Below are 26644 nucleotides of genomic sequence, written 5' to 3'. Positions count from 1 at the left end.
GGGGTAGCAAATCGGACGGACGGCTCTTCCTGGCCGGAGGCCGCCCGACGTGGCTGGCCGTAGTCGACCGGAACCGGCCGTTCGGCACGAGCCGATTTCAATGACCGATTCCTGACGTAGCACGGACTCGGAATTATCTGGCTGTCCGGCGAATCACCAAGGCGCCGAAGCCCCGGTCCAACGGTAAGATTCGCGGTGGTTTGCGTACTTCGTAGATGTTCATCGATTCGCTCCCAGCGATCCGTCGCTTCAACTGGCTGACGAGTACTACTCGATCATCTCCGGTAACAACCTTATTAAGGTTAAAAACGAGTCTCCGACTGCTGTCCAAAATATCGCCAATCCAGTAGTATTCTCCACGATCAAAAATGGGGTGCGGCAAATCTTTCTCCGCTTCCCATAACGCCAGGATTTCATCTGCGGAAGGGAGCCGCGGCTGAAGATCCAACTGTTCGTGACTGAATACGAGATCACCCAGCTCACGAGTGCTATGTCTGTATATCATCCGATCACTAACTTCCAGTTTAGCAGTAGCGGGAAGTGAATACGTCACTTGATAGGCTGCATCTTCGACCAACATTTCTGCACCCCGCATCGACACGTGAATCAGCATCGCATGCCACCGCGGCGGTAATGTGTGTGCAGGCGGAAGACGTTCCGTCCCGATCCTTGATATCCGGTTCTTTGTTAATATCTCAGGTACCCTCATTGGGTGTGCAAACGGCAGCAGGTTTGTCTTGTTCAAATCAGACGTCAGGACCTTTGAGATGGTCTCGGGATTATTGGTTGGATGAACCGATCGGCCCCAACTATAGAACAGCTCGCGCATATGATCAGTCCATGCAGCTTCCACACACAAGCCGTCGCCAGTTATGAATGCGAGCACGAAAAGAAATTCCATGATCGAGCGGTGAGCAAACTTGTAGTTTCCTGCACTATCCCTGTTCAGAAGCGAGCGCGACGTAAGATGCCATTGATCGATGTTTGTCCCATGTCGGCTTCCAAGATCGGCCAGTTCGACGCTGGTGAGCTTCTCTGTCCGTCGATGGGTACGTCCTAGATAGATGTCGACCGCAATCACTTTCGACACTGCCAACAGCTTGTCCGGAGTGATCCACCGACTTTCTCGCTGAAGCCAGCGGTCCACCATAAATGCGTAGAGATCGAATATCTCGGAATACGATTTCTTCTGTCGTACCAGATCTGGTATCTGCTCGATCAGCATGGGTCGCGCGCCAAGATCACCAATCGACTTGATAAGCGAAAGGGCGCGACGCTTTTTGAGGATGAAGAAGAAGGGGAAGTGCAATGCGACATACTGATTGACCTGCGCCACCGAAAACGGCAGAAGATACAGCTTGTAGAACTGGTACTCCCCACGTTCGCCGCCCGGACGAGCTCCGAAGCGCGCAATCCCGGTTTCCGTCGGAATCGACATTTCATCAGCGAAAAACTGAGACCGACATGTGATGATGACTCGCCGGAAGTCTCTCGCTGCTGTCATGATCACAGTGAGCCGGTCATTGAATGAACGAACTGCCTCAGTATCTTCGTCAAGAGCATCAAGCAACAGCACTGTGTCGCGAGGCTCAGAAATTTTTGCGACCAGTGTCAACGCGTCGCTTCTACCGAGCGGAACAACTGCAACTTTCCGGTCCTTAGTTCTCTTCGACCTCTGCTTCCGAACAAAATAATTCAGACAGAAAGTCGTTTTTCCCATCCCGGAGTCTGCAAGGACGAAAAGGTACCGATGACTCTCAAGTTCGCCGAAAAAATTGTCTACTGCACTGAAAATGGACTGGCGCACCGCAGCAACATGTAACAGATCGGATTCATTGGCTGGGTCGGTCTGGGCGCAATCCGGTTCAACGTAGAGTCGTTCTGCTCTTCTGATTTCCTCATCTCCGAATGCCGCCATGTTTTCAGACAGCCGCGTCCTCAAAGATCGGCGGCGCTCACCACGGGTTGCGCGCCACCGGTTGAATTCGTTGATGAACTTGAGTACGCCGGCAAGCCCGACAATCACACTCAGCGCTATAGCTGTTGCCCTGCCCCAAGGGCCGATCTTCAGTGAGTCATAGGCCCTAGTCATCCACTCGAGGCAATTGGCCACCCCATTCAGACACTGATTCATTATTAGTTTTACTCTTGTGTTTGGGATATTATCCGCCGATCATCTTCGTCACGGGTCCACGGTGAAGGGCCCGTGAAAACGGTTGTGGCTCGGAGCGAGCGTCGTCGAATTCTCGCATGGGATTCGGGCCTGCTGAAACCTGACCGTCTGGCATCGCCTGGATCCTGCACTGGCGAACGGCCGGAATCACGATCTACTAGATGTAGAAAATCATTCACATGCGGTACGCCAATGGGCGGATGAAGGCGTCTACACGAAAAGGGGGCTCGCTAGATCCCAAGTGAGAAATACGGCTAGTGCGAACCGCACGTACAGACGGTAGCCCGGTGTGAGACCCGTCGTCAAGAATCGCTACTGAAAGGCCGTTCTCGGGGTGCTGCCGCCGTCCGAACGACTAGGTGGCGGAATGGTCGAACGTCTCTTCCTGGCTGTACTGAGACATTCCAGTATCCGTATCTGCATGCGCAAACTGGCGCGCTTACTGAACGACGCGGAACGCGTACGGATAGCGGACGATCACCAAAACCTTCCCGACATGCGTTTGCGCGACGATATCTAGGAAATGAAAGACCATTGTCAGGATCGTCTGGCGACCGCAACCCTTGGCTTGTATACAGAAAATTCGCACAAGAATATTTAAAGCTGCCATTACGTCTGACGAGAAACGTACCTGAAGCAATATGTTCCTAGCAAAAAGCGCCCACACATATTGAGCCCAGCACAAGAATGAGTAATATGCCCGAAAGGCCGTCGACAAGAACGCATCGCGCGGGGTAGCCAAATGCAACGGAACGAGTTGATTTCATCGGCATTGCTCGATGACATCTACGCTGCAGCACTGGGCGATCAGAGATGGGAAGTCGCGCTCGACGGCTTGCGATCGTCGGTAGGCGTACGCATGGCCACGCTGCTGTCGTTCGACGATGCGGCGGGAGTGCCGGTCATCGACCGGGCCGCGGGCGACGACGAGCCGTGGGTTGCCGATTGCCGCCGCGCATACAACACCGAGTTCTATCTGTATGACCCGGTCGTACCGATCGCCGGCAACTGGCCGACTGGTCGCTGGTTCGAGGACGTCAAGCAACTGTCCCGCCCACAGCGCGAACACTGCGTGTTCTACCAGGAATTCCTGAGGCCATACGGGATTGGCAGCATCGCCGGCCTGTATATCCATCGCGGCGAGCACACCGGCGCATTCCTCAGCGTACAGAGCGGCCCCGAATCGCAGGGCCTGTTGGACGCACAGCGTGTCGCGATCGAAAGCATGGGCGCACACATCAGCCGCGCATTGCGGATCGAGGCACGCATCGGCGAACTCGAAGCACGCTTGGCCGCCGCGGAATCGGCGCTCGATGCGCTTCCGGTGCCGGTGTTCTTGCTCGGCGCGCAACGCGAACTCCGCTATACGAATCGCGCAGCCGATCAACTGATCGCGGCGGAACCTGCGCTGCGAATCGTGAACGGGCGCTTCGCGCCGGAAGGCTGCGTCGACGATGCGCAATGGCGGCACGCGTTCGCGCGCGGTGGGCTATTGCTGCGCCGTGCGACGGGTGAACCGCTACCGCTTGCGCTGATACCGGTGCCCGAACAGTCACGCCTTTTGCGCGAGCGGCCCGGTGTCGCGGCATTGATGACGGCAGCCGACCTGCGTTCGCCGGCGGCACGCGCGCAGCGGCTGCGCGTGTTCTACGGACTGTCGTCGGCCGAAGCCGATCTCGCGGTGCTGCTGTGCTGCGACGGACGCTCGCCGCAGGAATGCGCCGAGCTGCGCGGCGTGTCGATCGGCACGATCCGCTCGCAGATCAAGTCGATCTATGCGAAGACGGAAGTAACGCGGGCGGCGCAGTTGACGTCGCTGGTCATGCAGACGTGACTTGGCGGGATCGGGATTGATATGCCGCTCGGAAAAGAAATACTGCGTCCAGTTCTGGGATCCGCGACTTCCGGATAGATACAAATTGAGCCCGGGATACGACTAGCTCTCTAGCCAAATTCGCCACGTTCAGAGACCACCCTGACGCCAAGACGGCTGCTTCCATCACGCCCCATCTCCACGCACAAATTATGCGATTTTCACATTCTCTATATTATCTCCGCACACCACCCACTTACGGCCCGCGCTTGACACAAACGCGACTCCCCCGTGAATTTTCTCCACAGACACAAAAGATTCAGAATCCAGAGACATCAATGCCCAGTCGAGAACATCATTAGTTATTTTATAAAAGAAGCCACATGATCCGTGAGCAGACGCTTCACCACCAACGTAGAGTGATCCCGCGACATCCGCAGTGAAATTCTTAAACACGTCAGTTAAATCATATTCTGCGACACGAATAGATCGATCCATTTCCGGCTGCCCATCTCTTATTCTATAACCAACCACATCATATTTTCCATTGACGACACAGTCGGCATAAAGGAATCGCTCTCCGAGCAACATGTCACGAAGTATGTCAGCATCCAATTTTATTTCTCCTATTTCTAACAACTCGCGCTTCGCCATATATCTTACCGATGGCAGGCTTGCGGTGCTGCTGTGCTGCGACGGACGCTCGCCGCAGGAATGCGCCGAGCTGCGCGGCGTGTCGATCGGCACGATCCGCTCGCAGATCAAGTCGATCTATGCGAAGACGGAAGTGACGCGGGCGGCGCAGTTGACGTCATTGGTCATGCAGACGCGACTTGGCGGGATCGGGATTGATGAAGCGGCTGATGTTTGGACCGTAAGTTCGGCGAACCCGGCGCGAAGGCCACTACGAGCATTACGTGGCCGCGGTGATCCTGACACTTCTGTATAAGCCGATGCCCTTACCCACACTCAATATGGAGTTTGAAAAACCAATAACGCCTTCGTTCTGGACGCCGTGACGCTCGGGTCAGCCAACGAAATACACAAATCGACGAATATATCTGTCGCGATAGCGAAAGACTCTGGCTCTGCCATTTCCATCCCCACCTTCTTAACACAAATCACAATTGCATCGGTTTATACGAAAGCATTTTCTCCACAATTTCCCCCAGCGACATATCCTCGTACTTTTTCTGAAATATATAATCCATTGCACTCGGATCAATCACATTCTTATTCAAAGTTTCAATGTCATTTTCAGCCTCCTCATCGGAGGCATAATTTGACTCTCTCATTCTTCCGACCAGTACGATCAATTCATCCCTATTCATCGTCCGACCTCTCACAAGTGGCATGCAGGATCCAGCACGGCCATCGTAATCCATATGGATTTCGACTACCGCCCCCGTTTCACTTTCATTGCATATCTCCAGCACCCTCTTCTCGAAATTTCCCGTCAGGGGGAGCGAGGACAAATTGCCGCACGAGAACCGCTGCTTTTTCTACTTAAGTTACCACCAATACCTATCGCGTTAAGGCTCCGGATAAACGGGAATCTTTTTTTCGCCACGAATTTCAAAAATCCTCACATCACCCCCGCTGCCCTCCACCGATAACACTCGATCAGGAAAACGCCCCTCCGGCCATTTAACCACTATCCCAACAATACTCCCGTCAGCATCATACGAATAATTCGTCTCTGTATACTCAAGATTTCGCTTTTCAAGCTGGAATACACTGGAGACATTCCCATTTACATAGTTCAATCGCACCACTCGAGTCACCTGAGAATCAGGATTCTCTTTAAATGTATTTCCATATACGTACCGAGTTGCAGCACTTTCTGAGTATTGAAAAAAATCATCGGAACGCATCCAATCCTGGCTTCCGGGTGGACCGCCCAATTTGCCATACGCAACCATATGTATTACTCGCCCTTGATCATCGTACGAATAACAATACCGTCGGGGTCCCGGCTCCGATTTGCCTTTCAACATACGCCCGGGCTTCACTCCAAGCATCTCAATGCGATAGGGTTCGAGAGAAAATGGGGAACCGGCACCAGCTCCCCACCCTTCTGATTTAGCGCCCTCTTTCGCTAACCTCAAAAACTTCGAATAAGCTCCATCGCTTTCATGCAGCAACTCAACAAGATCGTCCTTCTTCATTTCTCACCCATCTTTTCCTCTTTGGGAATGCCTCCCCATCCTCAAGATCGGTTCTGATTTTATCCAACCCGGCGCCAAAATCGAGGAGCCGCATTTACGTTATTATCGAAAACGCATTGTTTGTAAGAGTTACTATGAGCGCCTTCCTCACCATGGGCGATCGACAGATCGCCGGCTAGGCGCGAACCAGTGTCCTTAGGAAAACAAGCACCATTTTCAAATGCCAAAAAACCACTCAATGAACTCGTTGAAATCAGCCCACCGAGCCTTGAGATCGCCCTTCGTCAATCGTTCAAGATCATCTCCCAGCCCAATATCAAACACCTCGCCAGTCTCCATGTTATAGAAATACCCCCGCTCTCCCGAAAATGAATCCAACGGAATATATGGCTCCGGTATCTTGAGAACCTCACGAGCCACCTTCAATCTACCAATATAATCAGAATTATTCAAAAACCAGCAAATTTGATATATCTCACCATTCTTCGACGTGAACGTCGGACCATCTTCGACATGCAAATAAAATTGCGCAAAATCTGATGATATATCGCCCCACATCTTCAAAAGGGCGGCACTATACGTCGGCTCAACATCATCAAACCACCAGTTTTTACTCCGACAAAACGAAATAATTTTACTCGACAGCATATCAACCTCCACAGCGCCCAACAGTTTTCCTTCGCTCAACTTCCGTAGCAGCACGTTGTTTCGAATATGCCTCGCGATCCGCATTAAATTCGTTCCTATCGACGGAATTTACGGGGTACGCATTCGGAAAACATGGATGAAGCGCATTACTACCCGGTAACGCGCCCCATTGCATCCGTTTCGCACCTCAAAAAAAATCGAAAGAACTTCACACGCAGATAATTCTATTTTTTTATTGCCGCCCAACGTAGCCATCTCCTCCGCACGCCCCCCGCATTTGTGAGTGAGATGGTCTTGTCGGAGGATGGGTTCGTCCAATAAACACTTCGGATAGGGGAGAACTGGAGAAATCAGCCCACCGCCCTCGTTAGCGACGATTCAAGCCCAGCCCTTCCGATTATTAGAGAGGCAAATATTTTACCTATCAAATCTTCCACTCAACAGCAGCTTTCCTTTCTTTCCACCCCATGGGTCATCGCGCAAATACATTGCTTGTCGATGCATGGCATCCGAGGTAAATGTAAACTTATAGAATACTTCCTCTCCCTCACAGACCTCGTAATACACATCGTAAGAAGCAAGCGGTAACGGCAGCGCAATCTTGAATTTTTCAGTTGCCGAGGCAACTTCCAACGCGCCGGGATCAGTGATACTAAACGGAGCAACAATGCATCGCGCCGCCTGCTCGTCCATCTCAAATTTATTCGCTACTCGCAAATACACCTTTGCGCCAAAGGCGTCGTCCGGAAGTGGATCAAAAATGACGTAGTCGTCGTGAAGTACCGCACCTTGATCAAGGTTGCCCGTTCCCCATTGGCTCAAACCTTCGTCATACGGTCTAGACCTAACTAGAATCTGGCTATGGGAAATCAATAGATCGACTGTTTGGCCGAGATTGTCACTCATTTAATTCAAAGCCGACGATTACCATGCTAAATCATTGTGATACCCAATTGAGTATCACTCGGGCGATTCCCTATAAATTTGCAACCCACCAAAGACCCGTTGCGAAACTCTGCACCCTCGAACGTACACTCATTGAACGTACAGCCAATGAGGACAGCCTTTTTCATATTTGCCCGGTCAAACGAACACTTTTCGAAGGTAGCCCCCCGAGCCATCGCATCAATCAATTTCGCGCCAAAAAAACTGCAATTTAAAAAAGACGCCGCTCCAAGCGCAGTGCTTTTCAGTGATGACTTTTCAAAATCACAGTTCTCAAACAAAGCCCCAAAAAATCTTCCATCGAAATTGGCGCCGAAAAATTTACTCCGCCTGACATTGCAATTATTCAATGATCCCGCCAGGAGACATATAGAATAAGAAAAATCAACGTCATTTATCGCCACCCTGGAAAGCTGAACCTTTAGGGGGAAACCACGAAAGTCCGCAAGCCCATCTTCCGTCTTATGGAAAGGTGACGCTGGAAGAGCGCCCATCCGTTTCACCATGAGGCTTATCTCTTGGTTTGTCGATTTGGATAGACTCTCATCCCACCGCAGTTGATTTGTTTTTGCGTCACTCATATCAGTAAAATATATTAGCCCGGACAGACATCGGCAGCGTACTTATCGATCTTCGTCCTTGCCCGGGAGTTGTTATATCGAACGCACCAAGCTTCCCCCCGGCAAGTAAATCTGGTAGTCGGGCCTGAGCAGATTGCCAGCAGAGTTCCTCAGCCCCATCAAATCGGTCCTTCGACACGATCTGCACGGAAATCAGGTCACAACTGTCGCACTAAAAGCAGTCTCTGCATCAACAAATAACGTCTCTATACTCAAATTCCGAGTAACCAATACCAAACCCCGTCAAAACTCACCGTTGAAAATCAATCCGAATCAGGATATATCTCTCGCAAACTTTCCTCTCGACTAACTTGCGACCAAACCGCACGACTCCACGCAACCCCACCATTTCTAAAGATGGATTTTATTTTACCCTCAAATTCTTCATTGAAATTCTCATCCGACTCGATAAAAACATCCACAACATGATTTTCATCAGACAAAAAATCACCAAGGCGATCGACTCTATCAACGACCTCGATGGAAAAATCATTTCCACCCCAATCTGCGATATAACGTCCCTTTTTATCCTTCACCGAAAGGCGCACACCAAATGCATTTTGGATTTTTCTAACCAAATCAAGAAAATCAACATCTTCTAGAAGAACTACGCTCAAGCAACGACCGCGCTTAGAAATCATTTAAAACACCCTCCAATTTTCACCTGCCTATCCCCTTGCCTTGCGAGAGCATCCAATTCATGGGTCTTGAAAATTCTAAATCCAAAAGGATCCTCCCTCAACCCAGGAAATTCCTTCCTCAAATCGCTATCAATGGATTTTTCTATCTCAGAAAATCCAGGTATCCTCGAAGCATCTCGACGTCTATTCGTGAAGACAGAATTATTTGCCAAGTAATCAGATTGAATAAATCCATCAACATCGAAATCATTTATATTTATTGGCCTAGAAATAGAGGGATCGTGAGCCTTACTAATCCCACTTGCAGCACTCCCTCTATAGCCAACTGTCGCATTCGGATCAATGGCCTGTATTGCAGGCAAATGATTTTCAAGGATTGAATTTATTTTTTGCTGAATTGCATCCAGTGGGCTTAACCCCAGCGGATCAATCCAACTTATCGGATTCGGCGCGTACTGATACAGGTTCATCCCACCGGCTAGTCCGATGGGATCCTGGGCAATGAACCTCCCGATATCGGGATCGTAGTACCGAAACAGGTTGTAGTGCAGTCCTGTCTCCCGGTCCAGATACTCCCCTTGGAAACGCAGGTTCTGTGGTCTTGGTATATGGCCAGACGTTGGCGTCGCTTCCTGTACCTCGCCCCATGACGGTATGGGCCGCTGCGGCACCCGCGCAATCCACTCCTCCTGCACCGCATTGCCCCACACTTTGTAGCGTGCCTGCCAGACCAGCTCGCCATCGGCGTCAGTCAGTTCCTCCGGCAGCCCCGAAACATCGTTGTGAAAGTAGTAAACGGCGTCCCGTCCATCCGCATCATTAGCCGCCGCCTTGCCTTGATCAATCCGAGCCAACGGCACATAACTATTGGACTCGTACAAATACGTCAGCGCTTCCTCACCGCGACGATCGTGATACGTCTCCTGCACCAACCGCATGCCATCCCACAGGAAATCCGTACTCGCGTAACTCCCATTGAGCTTCCGTATCCGCCGCCCGAACGCGTCGTATTCGAAGTGCGTCGTCGCGATGCCCAGCCGGTCCTTCGTCACGACCGACTTCAACTGGTTCCAATCGTCGTATTCAAGAATCAGCTCTTTGGCCGGCCCGTGCCCACTCAGCTTGCGAACCAGCCGCCCATACGAGTCGTACTCGAAGCGCTTGTCCTCGAACATTTTGAGCCGGTTGTGCTCGACAAAGCCGCCCGGGTGATCGCTCGACACCAGGTTGGCCGCCGCGTCCCAGCGAAACACTTCCGACGGTAATCCCGGCCCCACGGCCTGCTCGATACGCCCCGTCGGGTCATACCGATAGCTCGTGGTGCCGTAGCGCTGATCGCGCTTCTGAATCACGTCGCCCGCTGCATCGTATTGCCACTGCTTCGCAAGCAACTCGCCACCCACCGTACCTCGCTGCGCAGCGTGCCGCGCCCGACGCCCCACCGCGTCATACCCGAAGTGACTCGTAAGCTTGCCCTGCGTCCGAAGCACCTCGCGATGCAGATCGTCCCGTTCGATATCCGCCACTGCAGCGCCATCGAAACGAATCTGGTGCACATGCCCCGACCCGTAATGCAGCCAATCGATCGTGCGCTCGCCGGAAATCGTCGTGCTGACGCGATTGCCAAGCTCATCGTAGGTGTGTGCGAGCCAGCCAGTCGGCGTGTACTCCTCGACGACCTCACCGCGCGCGTCGTATTTCAGGCTGACCCGGTTCTTCAGCGACGGCCCACGCGCGGCAAGCGCGTACAACTCCGCCGATGTGATTCGGCCGGCCTTGTCATACAGGTATTCACAACGCTCGTGCGGAGCTTGCTTCGCCGTCAGCTGCCCGATCGCGTCGCGCTCGTATCGCGTCTCGATCTGTCCATCGCGGACAATCGTGCCCTGCCCGCACACGTCGTACTCGTAGGTACGCTTGTGGCCATCGAGCCCGATCTGCGCGGAAACCAGATCGCGCCGGTCATACTGAAAACGGTATGTCTCGCGATTTTCGTTGGTGAGGCTCGCAAGCCTGAAAGCATCGTCGTAACCGAACCGCACCACGCGATCCGCCGCATCCGTGCGAGACAACAGCAACCCACGCGGATCGAGTTCATACCGCGTACTACGCTGATTCGCATCAATGACCTCGACGAGCCGCCCGGCCGCATCGTATCGAAACGTCTGATGTGCACCGTCGGCTGTCCCGATCCCGGTAACGCGCCCCATCGCATCCGTTTCATATACGGTGGCCTGCCCGACCGCATCCGTCACCCGCGCGAGCGCACCACGTGCGTCATACGCGAACCGCGTGACCTTGCCGGAGCAATCGGTATACGACGTCAACTGCGCCCGACCATTCCATTCGAGGAACTTGTACCCGCCACGCGCATCTCGAATCGTATGAACGAGCCCGCGATCGTCCCGGTAATACTCGGTCGCGAAACCCGCCGGGTCGCGCGTCATCGTCAGGTTGCCGCGCTCGTCGTAGCGATAGATCCAGCGCGCATTGGCCGGATCGGTTTCAGCGACGGGCAGATCGTAGTGCCCGTTCCACTCGGTCCGCTCGACCTGCCCGAGCGCATCGATACGCTGCGTCTGCCGCCCGCGCTCGTCATATTCGAAGCGCGTCGTGTTTCCGGCCGGATCGGTCGTACTGACCAATTGCCGCATCGCGTTCCACTCGAGCCGCCACACATGGCCTTCGGCGTCGGTATGACTCGTCGGTTGCCGATCCTCGTTCCACGTCCATTGCGTGACGCGACCGATCTGATCGGTGATCGTCACCGAACGCTGAACGAGATCCGCATCGAACGTGTACGCTTCGCCGTCGTCGGTCCAGTGGCGCACGACACGCGCGTCGCGGCCGACGCCCTGCCACGCATAAAAGCACGTCAAGCCGCCGCGCAACGTGTGCTGCACCATCAGTCCGTGCTCGTACGCGAACCGTCGCCCGACGTGACCGCTGCGATCGGTCACGGCCACCAGTTCGCCGGCGTCGTTGTACGTGTAACACACCAGCGTATCGGGACGTTCGCCGTCCACACCATGCGTGAGTTCGATCGCGGCGATGCGTCGGGGGTGCGACGAATCGTAGACAAGCGTCAACAAACGACCGGCGCTATCACGCAGCAGCCCGGGCCGCACGACGTCATCGGCCGCTTCCTGCTCCACCTCGATCCAGTTGCCGTTGCGATCCTCGAGACGCCACAGCTTGAGCGTCTCGCTGTCCGAATCGCTGCGCGCACGGCCGAAATCGCGATACAGACCGTCGACCGTTTCGACCACATAGTGACCGCCGGCGGTACAGATCAGATAGATGCCTTCAGGCACGCTGAAATGACTCTCACCGGGCGGCACGGCCGGAAATTCGATATCGCGCCCCTGCTCATCCCAATACGTGATCGACGTGACCTCGCCGTGCTCGCGCGCAATCCGCAGCTCGACGCTGATCGGCACGCTCCAGCCGGTGCCGAACAGGCTGTCCGCACGATCGTCATGGCTGCTGTAAAAACGCCGCCACACGATCGGCAGCGGCCCGGGCAATGCGAAGTCGGTGTCGTCCGTGCCGTCGAGAACCTTGCCGCCGGTGATGACGTTGACCGGGTGGCCAGCCGAAGGTCTCGCCAGGCTGCCGAGCCACGTCCCGAACGCGCTCGCCGCGAAATTCATCGCGATACACGGCACCTTGCTCTTCAGGAACTGCCCCCAGCTCATCTTGCCGCGGCCGCAAACCGCCAGCGCAATCCCCAACGCCGCGCCGAGCCAGCCGAGCCGCGTCGCCGACTTGACGTCCCGCACGCGCTGCGTGCCGCCGCCGATGAAAACGTTGTCGGAGCCTTCGGCGATCGTCCCGTCGCAAGTCGTCTTGTCGCCGACGCGCGCCGCCGGCTGGTCGTTGATATAAACGCTCCCCGACCCATCGGCAATCATCTGCGGCCCGGGATGATCCGTGCACGCGACGGTGTCGAGGTCCCCCGGCTGCGCGGCCCGCGCCGCCGGCTTGTCGTTGACGTACACGTTCCCGGAGCCGCTCGCAATCTTGCCCTTGATCTCGGGCGGCGCGATCGAATCGGCCAACGCCTTCGCGCCGTCGTCGATGGCTTCGTTCATGCCGCTCGCTTCCATCAGCGCGCCGGATCCCACCGCGACGCCCACGCCGATCGCAATCACGAGCGGCGTCGCCAGCCCCGCCGTGCCGATTTCGAGCGCGGCGAGGCCGACGAACACCAGCCCCTCCATCGCCTCGGCCACCAACGCGCCGACGACGGCACCGCCGATCACCGACCCGACCGTGCCGGCAAGTTCGCCCCAGAACGACGTGTGCTGGATCGGGTCTTCGAAGCGGGCGGCGGCGAAGTGTTCCGCGCTCACGACGCGTCACCCGGCCCGAGCAGAGTCGGCCGAGCCGCGCGCGGCTGGAAACTGGCGAGCATGCGGTCGGCGATCGCCTGCTGTTCGTCGGTCAGCGGCGCCGCGCTGGTCAGCGTCATCACGAGCACGCGGCCGGCGTCGTCCGACGGGAACATGGTCTGCATCTGATGCCAGAGCCGGCCGTCCCGTTCGTGCGTGGAGTCGATCTGAATGCCCGCGCGCCGGCCGACCACGATCGGCCGGCGCGCCTTCTCGGTGAGCATCCGCGCGTCGCGCGACGCCACTTCCCATTCGCGCGCGACGAATGCGTCGAGATTCTCGCCGTCGCGAAACCGCCCGCGGGCGATCACGAGGTTGAGGCCGCCGGGGCCGACGTTCATCATCAGGATGTTGACGGTGCGGTCGAGCGCCGCGTCCGGCAGTTCGAAGGTGCCTTCGTGGATTGCGTAGTGCATGGCTGGTGTTGTTCGAGTTATTTGTTGAGATCGATGCGCTTGCCGTTGACCATCACGCCGTCGTCGGTCATCAGGATCACGGAACCCTTGTGTTCGAGGCGGATGCCTTCCGGCGCGAGCGAGATCGAGCTGTCCTGCACCTTCAGCAGGATGCCGCGCTCGGCCACGTACATCTGCGTGCCGCCGCCCCCGTCCTTGGCCGGCGTCGTCACCTCGACGACGGTCGCGGTCGTGCTGCGCTTCTCGGCGATCGTCTCGGTCAGGTTGCCCTGCGGAATCTGCTTCTCTTCGCTACCCGTCGCCACCAGCACGGTACGCATCGGGCCCAGCACCTTGTGCGTCTCGTTGTTCTCGACGACGGTGTTCATGTCCTTCTGCGCGTGCATGAAGAACTCCTGCATGCCGTTCGTATCGGTCATGCGGATTTCGTTCGACCCCTGCCCCTTGTGCGTCTGGCTCTTGATCCCCATCGTCTGGCCAGCCGCGCCGTGGTACGGATTACCTTGCTCGCCGTTGAACACGCGACCGACGATCACCGGGTTGTCGGGATCGCCCTGGTTGAACGCGACCAGCACTTCCTGCTTGATCCGCGGAATCGCGGCCGCGCCCCAGCCGTCGCCCGCCCACGGTTGCGACACGCGCACCCACATCGAATCGGAGCCGTCCTTCTTGCCGCGCCGGTCCCACGGAAAGTGCACTTTTACGGCGCTGCCGTTGGTATAGATTTCCTCGCCCTTCGGCCCGACGACGATCGCCGACTGCGTGCCGTGAATCACCGGCTTCGGCGTCGCACGCGGCGCACGGTACGGAATCTTCTTCGGCAGCAGCGCGAAGCTGTTGCGATACGGCAGCTTCGCGCTGTGCTGCGTGTAGTCGTTCACCGCTTCATGACGCACGTGCAGGATCACGTATTCCTGGTTGTTCTCGAGGACGGGATGATTCGCCACCGTGACGGCACCGGCCGTCGTCATGCGCCACGCATAGCCGCCGCCGGTATAGCGATGCGCCTGCGCCTCTTCCGCCTCCATCGCGAAACGCGCGTAGCGGTTGCCGTCGTCGCCATGGTCGTACAGCGACTGGTGCTCGAACCGCTCGGTCGCGTCGAGCCGCGCATGCTTGAGGTTCTGCGGCTCGGCCTCGACCAGCATCAGCGGCGACGACGGATTCTGGTAATTGAAGTCGCGAAACGTGACCTTGCCGACCCCGAAGCGCCGGCCCTCGTGCAACTGGTCGATACCGCTGTCCTCACTCGCCTCGGTCGCGGCGAACGGCACGGTGGCCAGCCCGTCGATCGGACGGAACAGCAGGTTCGTGTCGCCGATCACGAGGAAATGCTTGTCCTTCTCGTAGCGGTGCGTCCAGACCAGCCCCTCCTGCTCCATCAGCCGCGCGCAAAAGTTGTAGTAAGTCTCCTGATACATCACGACGTACTCGAGCGGCTTCTGGCTCGTCCGGATATCGAACACGAAATCGGAAAACCCGTGCTCCTGGAAAATCTCGGTGAGGATGTCCTGCGCGGTCTTGTTCTGGAAGATCCGGCAGTCGGTGGAGCGCGTCAGGAACCAGAACCACGGCACGGCCGTCAGGTGATACTGCGTGACGTTCCCGGGATTGCCGGCGCGGTCGAACGATGCGACGTAGCCGTCGAAGTAGCGGTCGTTGTCGCCGGTGCCGGTTGCGACGATGCGCTCGAGCGTCGACAGGCGCGCCTGCTGGTCGAAACGGATCTTGACCTGCTGGCCGATCAGGTCGTCCGGGCGAAGGTCGCGGCGATGCGACAGCAGGTCGAGGTGAATCTCCGGCAGCCGGTTCACGTACTCGTCGACGACGGCCGCGCTGACCAGCAGCACGTCCGGGCCGAGCGGCGTATCGAGCGTCACGTAGCGATTGAGCTGGGTCAGGCGCGCGGGGTTGGCGGCGCCGTTGATCGCCTCGGCAATCGCGCCGGGCGTCTTGTCCATCAGCGAGAAACCGGTTTGCGCGAGCTGCATCGCGCGCTGGACGGTGTCGACGTGCCCGGCCAGGCCGGCGAGCGGGCCGACGCTTCCGGCAACACTCGACGCGATCGGACCTGCGAGGCCGCCGAGCGCGCTCAGGGAGCCGAGCGCACTGCCGCCCAGACCGTTGGGAATACCCCCGTTCGGAGCGAAACTCATTCTTGTTCCTTGCTTGTGTTCTCAGGTTCTGTCGGCCGGTTCGCCGGGCCGAGGCCTCGATAATGTAGGTCAAAACCCGAGGGCGCGAAAGACGCCTTCGCAAACGTTTTCGTTCTCGCCCCAATAGTCGGGAACTAGATCAAAGGCTGGGTGCCGGGACAAGGCTGCCCGCGCCGAAGCAGCGCACCCGTATGGGCTGAAAACAGCGCGATCTGCACGAAGCTGGTAACCGGAACGTACGGCGCGAAAAACCGGTCCATCACGTGCGCGAACCCGCCCAGGCTGAACCCGGCGAAGCGCTGCTCGTCCACGACCAGCCGCACTTCCAGCCCTTGCACGAACGCCGAGGCCGGCTTGCCGGGCAGCCAGCACCGCACGCGCGCGGTCGACAACGAGACGAGCGCATCGAAGCGCCGGCCGGCATCGACCGAATCCTCCGCCCAACGTGCGCAAAGCCGCCTGAGCTGAGCCAGGCCGCCTTTGTCCAGTCGGATCGCCTGGGGCACGAGAAGCGACAGCAGATCCCACAGCTCCCCGTAGCGGAAGGCCCGCGCCCGGCACCGGGTCGGCCGGTTCAGCAACATGATCGTTCCGACCGGCTCGCCTTCCGCCGGCGCCAGTTCGCCCGCCTGCATCCCGGACAGGTCGCCCTGGGTACAGGAAAGCCGGATCGCCAGATTGCGCTTGCCCGGATCGGCAGGTTGGCCGTCCCGGTCGGTGAGCTGGAGTTCGACGCCGTGGAGCGGCTCTGGCGTCTCGTCCGGGGCCGGCGTCGGTGTCGGCGCTTTGTCCGCCTGTTTGGCGTCGGAGTCGACTGGCTTCCGCTTCGGTGCCCGCCTCGCCTCGTCGCGCAATACCGTCCAGAACAACCCGGGGCGGCCGTCCATGCCGTGCCGTAGGGAATGGAATGGCGCCAGAGCCGATGTCCCCGCGTCGGAAATCTCACGCACGGAGTCGATCGACCAGATGTCCGTGCGCGGCGCACCGGCCTGAGCCAGCGCCTTCACCGGGTAATACGCGCAACCGGCACGCGTCTCGATCGGCGCGGCATCGTCCGGGAACAGGTTGATCACCGGCGTACAGAACAAGCGCACATGGTCCGCCGTCGCGGCGGCCAGACGCTGGGCGCGATGCGAGTCCCGATGCACGCCGGCGATCGCGAGGTGCAGCGCGACGCGACGACCGTCGCCGGCGGCACGCTTGAGCGGCCTCATGTCGACGTCGACAAAGTCGAAACGCTCCGGCGCGGCGCAGTACGTCATCAGCAGGTGAAACGGCCCGAGGGTGTCGTCGGGTGGCGCGGCGAGCAGCGCATCGGCCGGCTCGACGCCGACGGCCGTGATCGCCACGCCCGGCAGGCGCTTCCAGCGACCGGAATCGCCCACTTCGGCGAAACTTCGTACGGCAAGCAGCAGCGCGGCGTCTGCGAGTGCCGCGACAACCTCGCGCGTGCCGGTGAAGTGCAGGCGCAGCCTGTCCGGCACGATCGCAAACGTGGCCTCCGATGCAGTCAGCTCGAACGTGACGCTCAGGAAGCCGGTCGTTTCGGCGGGCAACGCTGCATCTCGCGGTGCGATCGCCGACGTCGTGTAACGCACGGCCGCGACGGTCAACGGCACGATCGTGACGTCATCTGTCATCCGAAATACTTCGCGGCCGGCCGGCGCGATCAATCGGTCACCGCGGGGGATGACGCGAGGTGCGGTCTGCTTGTCGGTCTGGTCGCCACGAAATTGCGCGATCGCGCAGGAAGGAAACGGGCGCAGGAACGTGCCGTGCAGCGATTCGAGCAGGCTGTGTGAAAACGCAGGCACGTCATCCTCGAGACGGATGTCGTGCGACGCCGCCAGCAACGCGAACGACTGCAACAAGCGTTCGACGTGCGGGTCGTCCGAATGCTCGCCAGTGATCGCAAGGCGCGCGGCGATCTTGGGAAAACGCTGCGCGAACGTCTGCATCGAACGGCGCAGCAGCGCAAGCTCACGTTCGAAATGCCGAAGCAGGTCGTTGGGTTCGAGGGCCATACACGTTCCGGTAGCCGCTGCACTCGCCACTTGGCCATGCAGCGTTCAAAAAAGGCGGAACGATTTTATTCAGGCAGTCGAAAACTTCGTTTCAGATTTTCCGGGCAGCGTCCAGTCACGCGTGTCCGTTTCGTGCCGCCGATCCGGCCCGGATGCCGTGATCATCAAGGTTCGCCGCTCGCGAATGGACGTTCGTGCTTCGGCACGGCAATGGTGACAAACCGTTACAGCCGAACGCATCGACGCGCTTCAATGTCTGCGCATTTCGCATGCAGTGCGGCCAGGCTGCGTGTCGGCAGGCGGAGACTTCCAATCGCTGTGTGCGACTGTGCGATGCGCTCACCGCGGCGATACGACAATCGCTGCCCTCCGATTCTGCGCCCGCCCGGCCGGTGTCCGGTTATCCCCCACCGGATCGCTCTTCCCTTTCCCGACCACCGCGATCTGCTTGCCGTCCAGCCCCACATCCACCAGCTCGATCGCCACCACCTCCGCCCGCCGCCGGGACAACTCGAGATCGTAAGCCGTCTCGCCTTCGTCGTCCGAGTACCCATAAACCCGCACACCATTGATGCCGGCCGACTTCAACGTCCTTCCGATTCGCTCGACAACCCGCCTGACGACCGGCTTGAGGTTGTACCGATCGAAATCAAACAGGATCGGCCCCGTCGACCCGAACTCGAACCCCTGCTCGGTCTCCTGAAACCCGGCCGACTTCAGCGCCGTGACCTGCGTCTGAGTGAGCCCACGATGAAGCGGCGGCGTCTTGCACCCGCCGAGCAGCAGGCACAGCAGCACCGCGCTCGCGACGCACATCCTCCCCATGCTCACAGATAACGCGTTTTTCATCACAGTCCCCTTCGCATGCGCCCGCATCGCGTGCGCTTCTTATCCCGCCGCCGCGGCCTCGCCCGCAGCGCGAAACGATAGACTTCAAACCCGCCCGGCTACGCCTTCCGCCAACTGCCACGACCCCGGCCGCGCACGCTTGGCGCGGTACATCGCGGCGTCCGCCGCGCGCAGCAAGCCGCTCGCGTCGGACGCATGGTCGGGATACAGCGCAACGCCGGCACTCATCATGGTGGCCACCATGCGTCCGACGGGCAACTCGATCGACGACACCATGCCGGACAAGATCTGGTCGGCGATCTGGCACACGCTGTCCGTGTCGCGCACACCCGTCAGCATCACCGCGAATTCATCGCCGCCCAGGCGAGCGACGAGATCGGTTTCACGCACCTGCGCGCGCAACCGTGCCGCGATGCCGACCAGCACCGCATCGCCGGCATCGTGGCCAAGGCAGTCGTTGATTTCCTTGAAGCGGTCGCAGTCGAGATACAGGATGGCGACACGCTGCCCCGTCACCACGGCGTCGCAGAATGCCAGCGACAGACGCGACTCGAACTGCATACGGTTGGGCAAACCCGTGAGCGCATCGTGCGTCGCCTTGTATTCGAGCGACGCGTTCTCGTCGCGCAGCGTGTTCTGCCAGTCCTCGAGTTCATCGAGCAGCGCATTGAAGTCGTCGCCGAGCTGGTTCAGTTCGGCGATCGCCACGGGCTCGACGCGCCGCGCGAACGCACGCTCGCGCCGCACGGCGTGCGCGACGGCGGCGAGCGCGCGCAGCGGCGCGACGATGTTGCGCAGAAGACGCTTCGAGCTGATGTAAGCGCCGAACACGCTGACGACGAGACAGCCGAGAATGCCGCCGATGCCGCCGAGCAGGAAGCCGAAGAACTGATGCCCACGGCCACGCACGATCACCTGACCGACGACGATGCCGTCGTGCATCACCGGTACGGTCACGGCCCCCGGCAACGCAAGATCGGCGACGACGCGCTCGAGCCCGGCGATCCGGCCGCCGGCAGGCAGCTTCCAGGTCGCGAACAACTGCCCCTTGTTGTCCGTGACCACCACCTGCGCGACGTCCTCGTCGCTGGCGATCGTCGCGATCGCTTCGCTCGCCGCGGCACGGTCGCCGAACACGAGCGCCGCCTCGACCGTGTAACCGAGCGAGCGGGCCAGCAGGTTCAGGTTGTTGCCGGCATACGCACGCAACGCGATCACGGCGACGACGATCAGCGACACGGCGGCCATCGTCACCGCGACGAATGCCAGGCGCAGGTGCGCGCGGCGCAACACGCTTTGCAGCGTCGGGCGCGGCACGCGTGAGGATGCAATGGGGGGCGCGGAACGTGTCATGGCGTCAGCGTCCGCCGCGCGAGGTTGAGCACGTTCGGATGCACGCGCACGCCACTGCGCGCGACGGCGTCGAGATTGATGTCGAACGTCACGTGCTCGCCTTCGACCGTCAGACAGAACATGCTGCCCGCGGTGCACGAGGGATCGTGTTCGGCGATGGTCAGCACCGGATGGCCGGCGAGCGCGGTTCTCACCCGCATTCGCTCGTCGTTGCCGAGCGCGCCGAGATACACGACGTCGCAGGCGATGCCGAGCGAGGGATCGTCGAAGCGGACGCGCTGCACGTCGAGCACGGTCGAGCCGGCCTGCATCGTGTCGGTGAGGTCGCCCGCGTAGTCGGGCCTGCCCGTCACGCACAGGTGCAGGCGCACGGGCGTCGTCGGCCAGCGCGTGAAACTGACGATGCCGAGCACGACCTGGCGTACGTTGGAGTCGTGTGACGAAAAGGCGGGACCCGTCGGGCCGGCGGGCGTCGCGGTGGCTGAGACGTGCATCGTGTCGACCGGCTCGTCCCTGTCGGCAAGCGATCCGGCGAGGACGGAAGGGACAACGCTCAGAACGCAAACGATTGCGATGAATGCGTGGCGCAACGAGGCGACTCGGCCCGACCGGCCGGACGCCGTCCGCGCGGCGATTGCCGCCGCGCCCGCTGGCGTCGATGCGGCCGCATGATTCGCGGCCGTCGCGCACACACTCGCATCCATGATGGAAACATCGGTTGCAGTCGTTCCCGGCCCTGCCTCCTGCCTGCCATGCGCGCGCGCAGGTACCGTGTCACGCACATGATTGCTTCCATCTTAGGTAAAAATTCGCAACCCGAACCAGTGGGATACTCCCGCCAAATCGCAATCGGAAAATAGGGCGAATCGGTGCGATGCGCGACGATGCGAGCGAACGTGTTTGCCGACGACGATCGGGCCGCGCCTTCGAAAATTGATCAGTGGATTGAGCGTGCGGGCGCGTCAACCTTCATACATTCGTCCCGGCTTCGACGGATCTTCATCCGCCGCCCGACGCGCATCTTCTGCCAGAAGCGGTCACGTCATTTTTTTCCGTCACGATCGCCGTGCGAGCGACACCGCCGGCCACGAATCGATATCGACGAAAATACCGGTGCGTGAATCCTGCCGCCACACGCCGGCATGCGGGAATCGGCCTGCACATTGGAGCGCCATGAAAGTCGAAAACTCGGAACTCGAAGCCTTCGTCGCCGTTGCGGAACTCGGCACGTTCCATCGCGCGGCGGAAAAGCTGCACCTCACACAGCCGGGGCTGTCGCGCCGCATCCAGAAGCTCGAACAGACGCTCGGCGTCGAGTTGTTCCAGCGCACCACGCGCAGCGTGACGCTCACGGGCGTCGGCCGCCAGTTCCTGCCGATGGCGCGCGAGCAGATCGCGCAGCTCGGGATGATGCTGTCGTCGATCCAGGAGATCGCGCAAAAGCGCTACGGCAAGGTGCGGCTCGCGTCGATCCCGACGGTCGTCGCACAGGCGCTGCCCGACGTGCTGCGCCACTATGCGGCCAGGTATCCGCAGGTCGCCGTGCAGATTCTCGACGGCAATCACGACTTCGTGCTGTCGCAGGTGCGCGCGGGGATCGCCGAGTTCGGCGTGAGCCTGCACCCCGGCGACGACGACGATCTGGTGTTCGAACCGCTCTTCACCGACCGCTACGTGCTCGCGACCCACGAGGACGATCCGCTGGCGCGCGCGGACGCCGTCACGCTCGGCGAACTGCGGCACGCGAAGCTGATCATCGGCGGCCGCGACAGCGGCAATCGTCTGCTGCTCGAAATGCTGATGGGCCAGGAGGCGGTGCGAACCCGCTGGTTCTACGAGGTCGAGCACATCTCGTGCGTCGCCGCGCTGGTGGCGGCCGGCGTCGGCAGCGCGATCCTGCCCGAAAGCGCGCTGCGTGCGTACGGCTCGCCGGCGGTGCGCGCGGTGCCGATCGCGAGCCCGACGATCGACCGCACGGTCGGCATCGTACGGCATCGCACCATCTCGATGTCGAGCTTCGCGAGCGATCTTCTTGCGCTGGTGAAGGCCGCGTTCGCGTAGCGCGGCGGGCGCGGCGTCACTCGCATTGATGCCGGTTTCGCATGAATCGCGAGCCGAACGGCATTGGACGCCTGAAAAATGGCTGGTGACGATGGTGGCGAACATGAACGACGGACACGGGCAGCACGCGGGTCCGGGCAGATTCCGGAGGAGCCATCATGCATTTCGACGTGATCCTGCGCCGCGGCGAGCTGATCGACGGTACGGGGGCCGCGCGCTTCGAGGCCGATCTCGGCGTGACGGGCGAGCGCATCGCCGCGATCGGCGACCTGGGCGGCGCGACGGCGGCACACACGCTCGACGCGAGCGGCCTGGTCGTCGCGCCGGGCTTCATCGACAGCCACACGCACGACGACGCGTTCGTGCTGACCGATCCCGACGTCGAACCGAAGGTCGCGCAAGGCGTCACGACGGTGATCGCCGGCAACTGCGGGATCAGTCTCGCCCCGCTGCTCGCCGAACGCGACGTGCCGCAGCCGCTCGACCTGCTGGGTGCCTGGCAGTCGTTTCGCTTTCCGTCGTTTCGCGCATATCTCGACGCGCTCGACGCAACGCCCGCCGCCGTGAACACGGCGGCCCTGCTCGGCCATTCGACGCTGCGCGTGCGGCACATGGCCGATCTCGATCGAGCGGCTAGCGCGGCGGAGATCGCGGCGATGGCGGCCGACGTGCGCGAAGCGATGACGGCCGGCGCGTTCGGCGTCTCGTCGGGCACCTTCTACCCGCCCGCGGCAGCGGCGACGACCGACGAGCTGATCGACGTGTGCGCGCCGCTGCGCGAGACGGGCGGCGTGTTCGCGACGCACCTGCGCGACGAAACCGACGCGATCATCGCGTCGCTCGACGAAGCGTTCTCGATCGGACGCGCGCTCGACGTGCGCGTCGTGCTGTCGCATCACAAGGTGGCCGGCAAGGCCAACCACGGCCGCTCGGTCGAAACGCTCGCGCATATCGACGCGCAGCGCGCACGGCAACCGCTGTGCATCGACTGCCATCCGTATCCCGCCACGTCGACGATGCTGCGCGCGGATCGCATCCGCCAGTCGTCGCACGTGATCCTGGCCTGGTCGAAGCCGCATCCCGAGCTCGCGGGCCGCGACTTCCGCGAACTGCTGCCGCTGTTCGGCGACTCCGTCGACGCCGCGATCGACGCGCTGCGCCCCGCCGGCGCGATCTACTTCGTGATGGACGAGGCGGACGTGGAACGCATCATGCGCCACGAACTGACGATGATCGGCTCCGACGGCCTGCCCAACGACACGCGCCCGCACCCGCGGCTGTGGGGCACGTTCCCGCGCGTGCTCGGCGAATTCTCGCGCGAGCGAGGCCTGTTCCCGCTCGAAACCGCCGTGCGCAAGATGACGGGCCTCACGGCCGAGCAATTCGGCATCGCGGCGCGCGGGCGGCTCGCGGTCGGTCATTACGCGGATCTCGTCGTGTTCGATCCCGCCCGCGTGATCGACCGTGCGACGTTCGCGAGCCCGACGCTCCGCCCTGAAGGCATCGAGCACGTGTTCGTCAACGGGTGTGCCGTGCTCGAACACGGCCGGCACACCGGCGCGCGCCCCGGCCGGGCGCTGCGCCGTGGACGCTAGCGTCGGCCGATCGATGGCACGCCTGTCCGTCGTCGCGAAGGTCGCCGCCCGCGCGGCCGTCGCCCCGGAATCAACCTGCACGGAGTCACCATGACGAATTCCAACGGCATCCCCACGCCGCGCGGCATGCAACCCGGCGCGGCCCCGCACGCGGACACCGCCGCGCCCGGCCTCGACGCGCTGTACGCGCGCCTGAGCCGGCGCATCATTCCGCTGATCCTGGTCTGCTATTTCTTCGGTTATCTCGACCGCGTCAACGTCGGCTTCGCGAAGCTGCAGATGGTGACGGACCTGCACCTCACGGACGCCGCCTACGGCGTCGGCGCAGGGTTGTTCTTCGTCGGCTACCTGCTGCTGCAGGTGCCGGCCGGCTGGCTCGTGCGGCGGATCGGCGTGAAGCGCTGCCTCGCCGGCTCGATGCTGACGTGGGGCGTCGTGTCGGTCGCGACGCTGGCGACCCGCGACACCGCGAGCTTCTATGCGCTGCGCTTCCTGCTCGGCGTGACCGAGGCCAGCTTCTTTCCGGCCGTGATCGCGTACTTCAGCGTGTGGTTTCCGTCGCACCGGCTCGCGAAGGTCATGGCCTTCCTGTTTCTCGCGATGCCGCTGGGCGTGGTCGTCGGCGGCCCGCTGTCGGGCTGGATCATGGACGCGACGCATGGCGGCCTCGGGCTGCGCGGCTGGCAGTGGATGTTCCTGATCGAAGGGCTGCCGGCGATCGTGCTCGGCCTGTACCTGCTCGCACGCGTGACGGAGCGGATCGACGACGCGACCTGGCTGACCGACGCGGAGAAACGGATGATTCGCGCGGAGATGGCGCAGGAAGCCGCCGGCAAGCGCACGAAGCTCGGCGCCGCGCTGCGCGAGCCGACGCTGTGGCTGCTGTTCGCGACGTCGTTCCTCTACAACGTCGGCAACTACGGGCTGGTGTTCTGGATGCCGACGATGATCAAGGCGCTCGGTTCGCTGAGCAATCTCGGCGTCGGCCTCGTCAGCGCGATCCCTTATCTGGTCGCATCGGTCGCGATGGTCGCGAACGCGCAGCACTCGGTGCGCACCGGTGAACGCCGCTGGCATACGGCGCTGCCCGTCGCGATCGGCGGCGTCGCGCTGCTCGCGAGCCTCGGCATGCGCGCCCATCCGGTGCTCGCCGTCATGTGCCTGACCATCGGCGTGGCCGGCATCATGAGCACGCTCGCGATGTTCTGGAGCCTGCCGTCGCGGATTCTCGCCGGTGAAGCGGCCGCGGGCGGCGCCGGGCTCGTCAACATCGGCGCGGCCGTCGCCGGGTTCGTCGGCCCGACGCTGATGGGCTACGCGACCGGATTGACGGGCAGCACCGAACTCGGCGTCGCGCTGCTCGCCTTCACGCTGTTCGCCGCCGCCGCGCTGATCCTGTCGATTCCGCGCCGGCTGATGGTACGCACGTGAACCCGGTGCCTTCGATGCGCAACGCGCTAGCGCTGGCGGCCGGGATTCGTGCGGGACGCGTGAGTGCTGTGTCGCTCGTGCAAACCGTGCTCGCCGATATCGCCGCGCGCGACGGCGCGATCCATGCCTGCGCCCGCACCTTCGACGAACGGGCGCTGCGCGACGCGCTGCGGATCGATCGGCTCGTGCGTGACGGACGCGATCCCGGGCCGCTGGCAGGCGTGCCGTTTCTCGTGAAGTGGAATATCGACGTGGCGGGCTACACGACGGTCGCCGGCTCGCCGGCGCGCGCCGCGTTGCCGCCCGCCGTCGCCGATGCCGCGATGGTCGCGCGACTGTGCGCGGCCGGCGCGGTACCGATCGGCGCGACGCACATGGACGAACTCGCGTGCGGTGCCACCGGCGTGAATCCGCACTATGGCGCCGTGCGCCTGCCAGCGGATCCGGCGCGCATGACGGGCGGTTCGTCGAGCGGCTCGGCCGCTGCCGTCGCGGCCGGCTACGTGCCGCTCGCGCTCGGCAGCGATACCAACGGCTCGATCCGCGCACCGGCGGCACTATGCGGCGTATGGGGGTTTCGCCCGAGCGACGGGCGGCTGTCGACGGTCGGTTGCCTCCCCTATGCCGAATCGCTCGACACCGTCGGCGGCTTCGCGAACGATATCGACGACCTGGCCGCGCTGTATCACACGCTGTGCGATGCGCATGCAGCGCCCTCGCAACCGACTCGCGATCCGGCCGCGCCGCTTCGCGTCGCCGTGCTGACGGGTGATTTCGAACGACATGCCGATGCGGATGCGCAACGCGCGGTGCGGCGTGCGGCGGCGTGTCTGGATGCGGGGGAAGCGGTGCCGGTCGACAGCGCCGAAGTCGCACGCGTGCGGGAAGCCGCGATCACGATCTCGAACGTAGAGCTGGCCCGCAACCATCGCGGGTTGCTCGACGCGCCGGCGGCGCACGTCTCAGAACGCCTGCGGTCGCGCATCGCAACCGGCCTCGCCACGTCCGACGCCGCCCACCGGGAAGCGCTTGCCTGCCGTGCCGCGTGGCGCGCGCGCGTCGAAGCGCTGTTCGCGCGCTACGATGTGCTGCTCGCGGCCGCGACGCCCTATGCCGCGCCGCGCTTGACCGACGCGACCGTCGATGTCAACGGCGTCGCGCTTGAACCTGCGAAGACGCTCGGCTTGCTCACTCAGCCGATTTCGTTTGCGGGGCTGCCGGTCGTCAGCGCACCGTGCTTCGTGCGGGGTGAATTGCCGGTGGGCGTGCAGTTGATCGGCGCGCCGCAACGCGACGCGGTTTGCTTCGACGCCGCGCGGCAATTCGCGGCTAAGTGGCGCGGGCTGCACCGTTAGCG

General features: G+C 61.1%; 21 protein-coding genes. 6 read left to right on the top strand and 15 right to left on the bottom strand.

Annotated features, from left to right (window positions below; translation table 11 throughout):
* Positions 1 to 133 precede the first annotated feature (133 nt).
* Complete coding sequence (locus tag NQV17_RS03540; protein ID WP_257768920.1) at positions 134 to 2092, bottom strand: NACHT domain-containing NTPase; 1959 nt, start codon at positions 2090 to 2092, stop codon at positions 134 to 136.
* A 940-nt stretch (positions 2093 to 3032) separates the two neighbouring features.
* Here NQV17_RS03540 and NQV17_RS03535 point away from each other — a divergent pair.
* Positions 3033 to 4007 (top strand): helix-turn-helix transcriptional regulator, encoded by a 975-nt coding sequence (locus NQV17_RS03535; protein WP_257768918.1) that lies wholly within the window; start codon positions 3033 to 3035, stop codon positions 4005 to 4007.
* Between the two features lie 189 nt (positions 4008 to 4196).
* On the opposite strand, the gene NQV17_RS03530 is transcribed toward NQV17_RS03535, so the two are convergent.
* Positions 4197 to 4601, bottom strand: a complete 405-nt coding sequence (locus NQV17_RS03530) for a hypothetical protein (protein ID WP_257768916.1) — start codon at positions 4599 to 4601, stop codon at positions 4197 to 4199.
* Here NQV17_RS03530 and NQV17_RS03525 point away from each other — a divergent pair.
* A complete protein-coding gene (locus tag NQV17_RS03525) occupies positions 4588 to 4935 on the top strand; it encodes a hypothetical protein (protein ID WP_257768914.1) in 348 nt (115 codons plus the stop codon). The two genes, NQV17_RS03530 and NQV17_RS03525, sit on opposite strands and share 14 nt — an antisense overlap.
* A gap of 172 nt (positions 4936 to 5107) precedes the next feature.
* Here the strand turns inward: NQV17_RS03525 and NQV17_RS03520 are convergent, their stop codons facing one another.
* The 13 genes from NQV17_RS03520 to NQV17_RS03460 form a co-directional block, all read right to left on the bottom strand.
* Entirely contained in the window at positions 5108 to 5371 is a 264-nt protein-coding gene (locus NQV17_RS03520; RefSeq protein ID WP_257768913.1) for a hypothetical protein, read from the bottom strand.
* Between the two features lie 147 nt (positions 5372 to 5518).
* The gene (locus NQV17_RS03515; protein ID WP_257768912.1) at positions 5519 to 6154 is read right to left on the bottom strand and encodes a hypothetical protein; all 636 of its coding nucleotides are present in this window, start codon (positions 6152 to 6154) and stop codon (positions 5519 to 5521) included.
* 216 nt (positions 6155 to 6370) lie between these two features.
* Positions 6371 to 6856 carry a hypothetical protein gene (locus NQV17_RS03510; protein WP_257768911.1) on the bottom strand — a complete coding sequence of 162 codons (486 nt, stop codon included), beginning with the start codon at positions 6854 to 6856 and terminating at the stop codon, positions 6371 to 6373.
* A gap of 363 nt (positions 6857 to 7219) precedes the next feature.
* Positions 7220 to 7708: a competence protein ComJ gene (comJ, locus tag NQV17_RS03505; RefSeq protein ID WP_257768910.1), complete on the bottom strand. Its 489-nt coding sequence runs from the start codon at positions 7706 to 7708 to the stop codon at positions 7220 to 7222.
* A gap of 26 nt (positions 7709 to 7734) precedes the next feature.
* A complete protein-coding gene (locus tag NQV17_RS03500) occupies positions 7735 to 8253 on the bottom strand; it encodes a pentapeptide repeat-containing protein (protein ID WP_257768909.1) in 519 nt (172 codons plus the stop codon).
* A 377-nt stretch (positions 8254 to 8630) separates the two neighbouring features.
* A complete protein-coding gene (locus NQV17_RS03495) occupies positions 8631 to 9008 on the bottom strand; it encodes a hypothetical protein (protein WP_257768908.1) in 378 nt (125 codons plus the stop codon).
* Positions 9005 to 13363 carry an RHS repeat-associated core domain-containing protein gene (locus NQV17_RS03490; protein ID WP_257768907.1) on the bottom strand — a complete coding sequence of 1453 codons (4359 nt, stop codon included), beginning with the start codon at positions 13361 to 13363 and terminating at the stop codon, positions 9005 to 9007. Before NQV17_RS03490 ends, NQV17_RS03495 begins: the two co-directional genes overlap by 4 nt.
* A complete protein-coding gene (locus tag NQV17_RS03485; protein WP_257768906.1) occupies positions 13360 to 13818 on the bottom strand; it encodes a DUF1795 domain-containing protein in 459 nt (152 codons plus the stop codon). The genes NQV17_RS03490 and NQV17_RS03485 overlap by 4 nt, the downstream gene beginning before the upstream one ends.
* A 17-nt stretch (positions 13819 to 13835) precedes the next feature.
* Positions 13836 to 15974 (bottom strand): type VI secretion system Vgr family protein, encoded by a 2139-nt coding sequence (locus tag NQV17_RS03480; RefSeq protein WP_257768897.1) that lies wholly within the window; start codon positions 15972 to 15974, stop codon positions 13836 to 13838.
* A 134-nt stretch (positions 15975 to 16108) separates the two neighbouring features.
* Positions 16109 to 17998 (bottom strand): type VI secretion system baseplate subunit TssF, encoded by a 1890-nt coding sequence (tssF, locus tag NQV17_RS03475; RefSeq protein WP_257768895.1) that lies wholly within the window; start codon positions 17996 to 17998, stop codon positions 16109 to 16111.
* A gap of 339 nt (positions 17999 to 18337) precedes the next feature.
* Positions 18338 to 18847, bottom strand: coding sequence for an OmpA family protein (locus NQV17_RS03470; RefSeq protein ID WP_257768893.1), 510 nt, complete (start codon positions 18845 to 18847; stop codon positions 18338 to 18340).
* Positions 18848 to 18931: 84 nt separating this feature from the next.
* Entirely contained in the window at positions 18932 to 20200 is a 1269-nt protein-coding gene (locus tag NQV17_RS03465; protein ID WP_257768891.1) for a diguanylate cyclase domain-containing protein, read from the bottom strand.
* Positions 20197 to 20904, bottom strand: coding sequence for a YfiR family protein (locus NQV17_RS03460; RefSeq protein WP_257768877.1), 708 nt, complete (start codon positions 20902 to 20904; stop codon positions 20197 to 20199). Before NQV17_RS03460 ends, NQV17_RS03465 begins: the two co-directional genes overlap by 4 nt.
* Positions 20905 to 21373: 469 nt before the next feature.
* On the opposite strand from NQV17_RS03460, the gene NQV17_RS03455 reads away from it, so the two are divergent.
* The 4 genes from NQV17_RS03455 (at position 21374) to NQV17_RS03440 (ending at position 26642) form a co-directional block, all read left to right on the top strand.
* Positions 21374 to 22261 carry a LysR family transcriptional regulator gene (locus tag NQV17_RS03455; RefSeq protein ID WP_044847802.1) on the top strand — a complete coding sequence of 296 codons (888 nt, stop codon included), beginning with the start codon at positions 21374 to 21376 and terminating at the stop codon, positions 22259 to 22261.
* Positions 22262 to 22419: 158 nt separating this feature from the next.
* The gene (locus NQV17_RS03450) at positions 22420 to 23856 is read left to right on the top strand and encodes an amidohydrolase family protein (RefSeq protein ID WP_257768874.1); all 1437 of its coding nucleotides are present in this window, start codon (positions 22420 to 22422) and stop codon (positions 23854 to 23856) included.
* A 90-nt stretch (positions 23857 to 23946) separates the two neighbouring features.
* Positions 23947 to 25287 (top strand): MFS transporter, encoded by a 1341-nt coding sequence (locus NQV17_RS03445; protein ID WP_257768872.1) that lies wholly within the window; start codon positions 23947 to 23949, stop codon positions 25285 to 25287.
* Between the two features lie 14 nt (positions 25288 to 25301).
* Entirely contained in the window at positions 25302 to 26642 is a 1341-nt protein-coding gene (locus NQV17_RS03440; RefSeq protein ID WP_257768870.1) for an amidase family protein, read from the top strand.
* The last annotated feature ends 2 nt before the right edge of the window (positions 26643 to 26644 follow it).

Source organism: Burkholderia sp. SCN-KJ, assembly GCF_024656005.1.
GTDB lineage: Bacteria > Pseudomonadota > Gammaproteobacteria > Burkholderiales > Burkholderiaceae > Burkholderia.
This window is presented reverse-complemented; position numbering and strand designations above follow the sequence as displayed.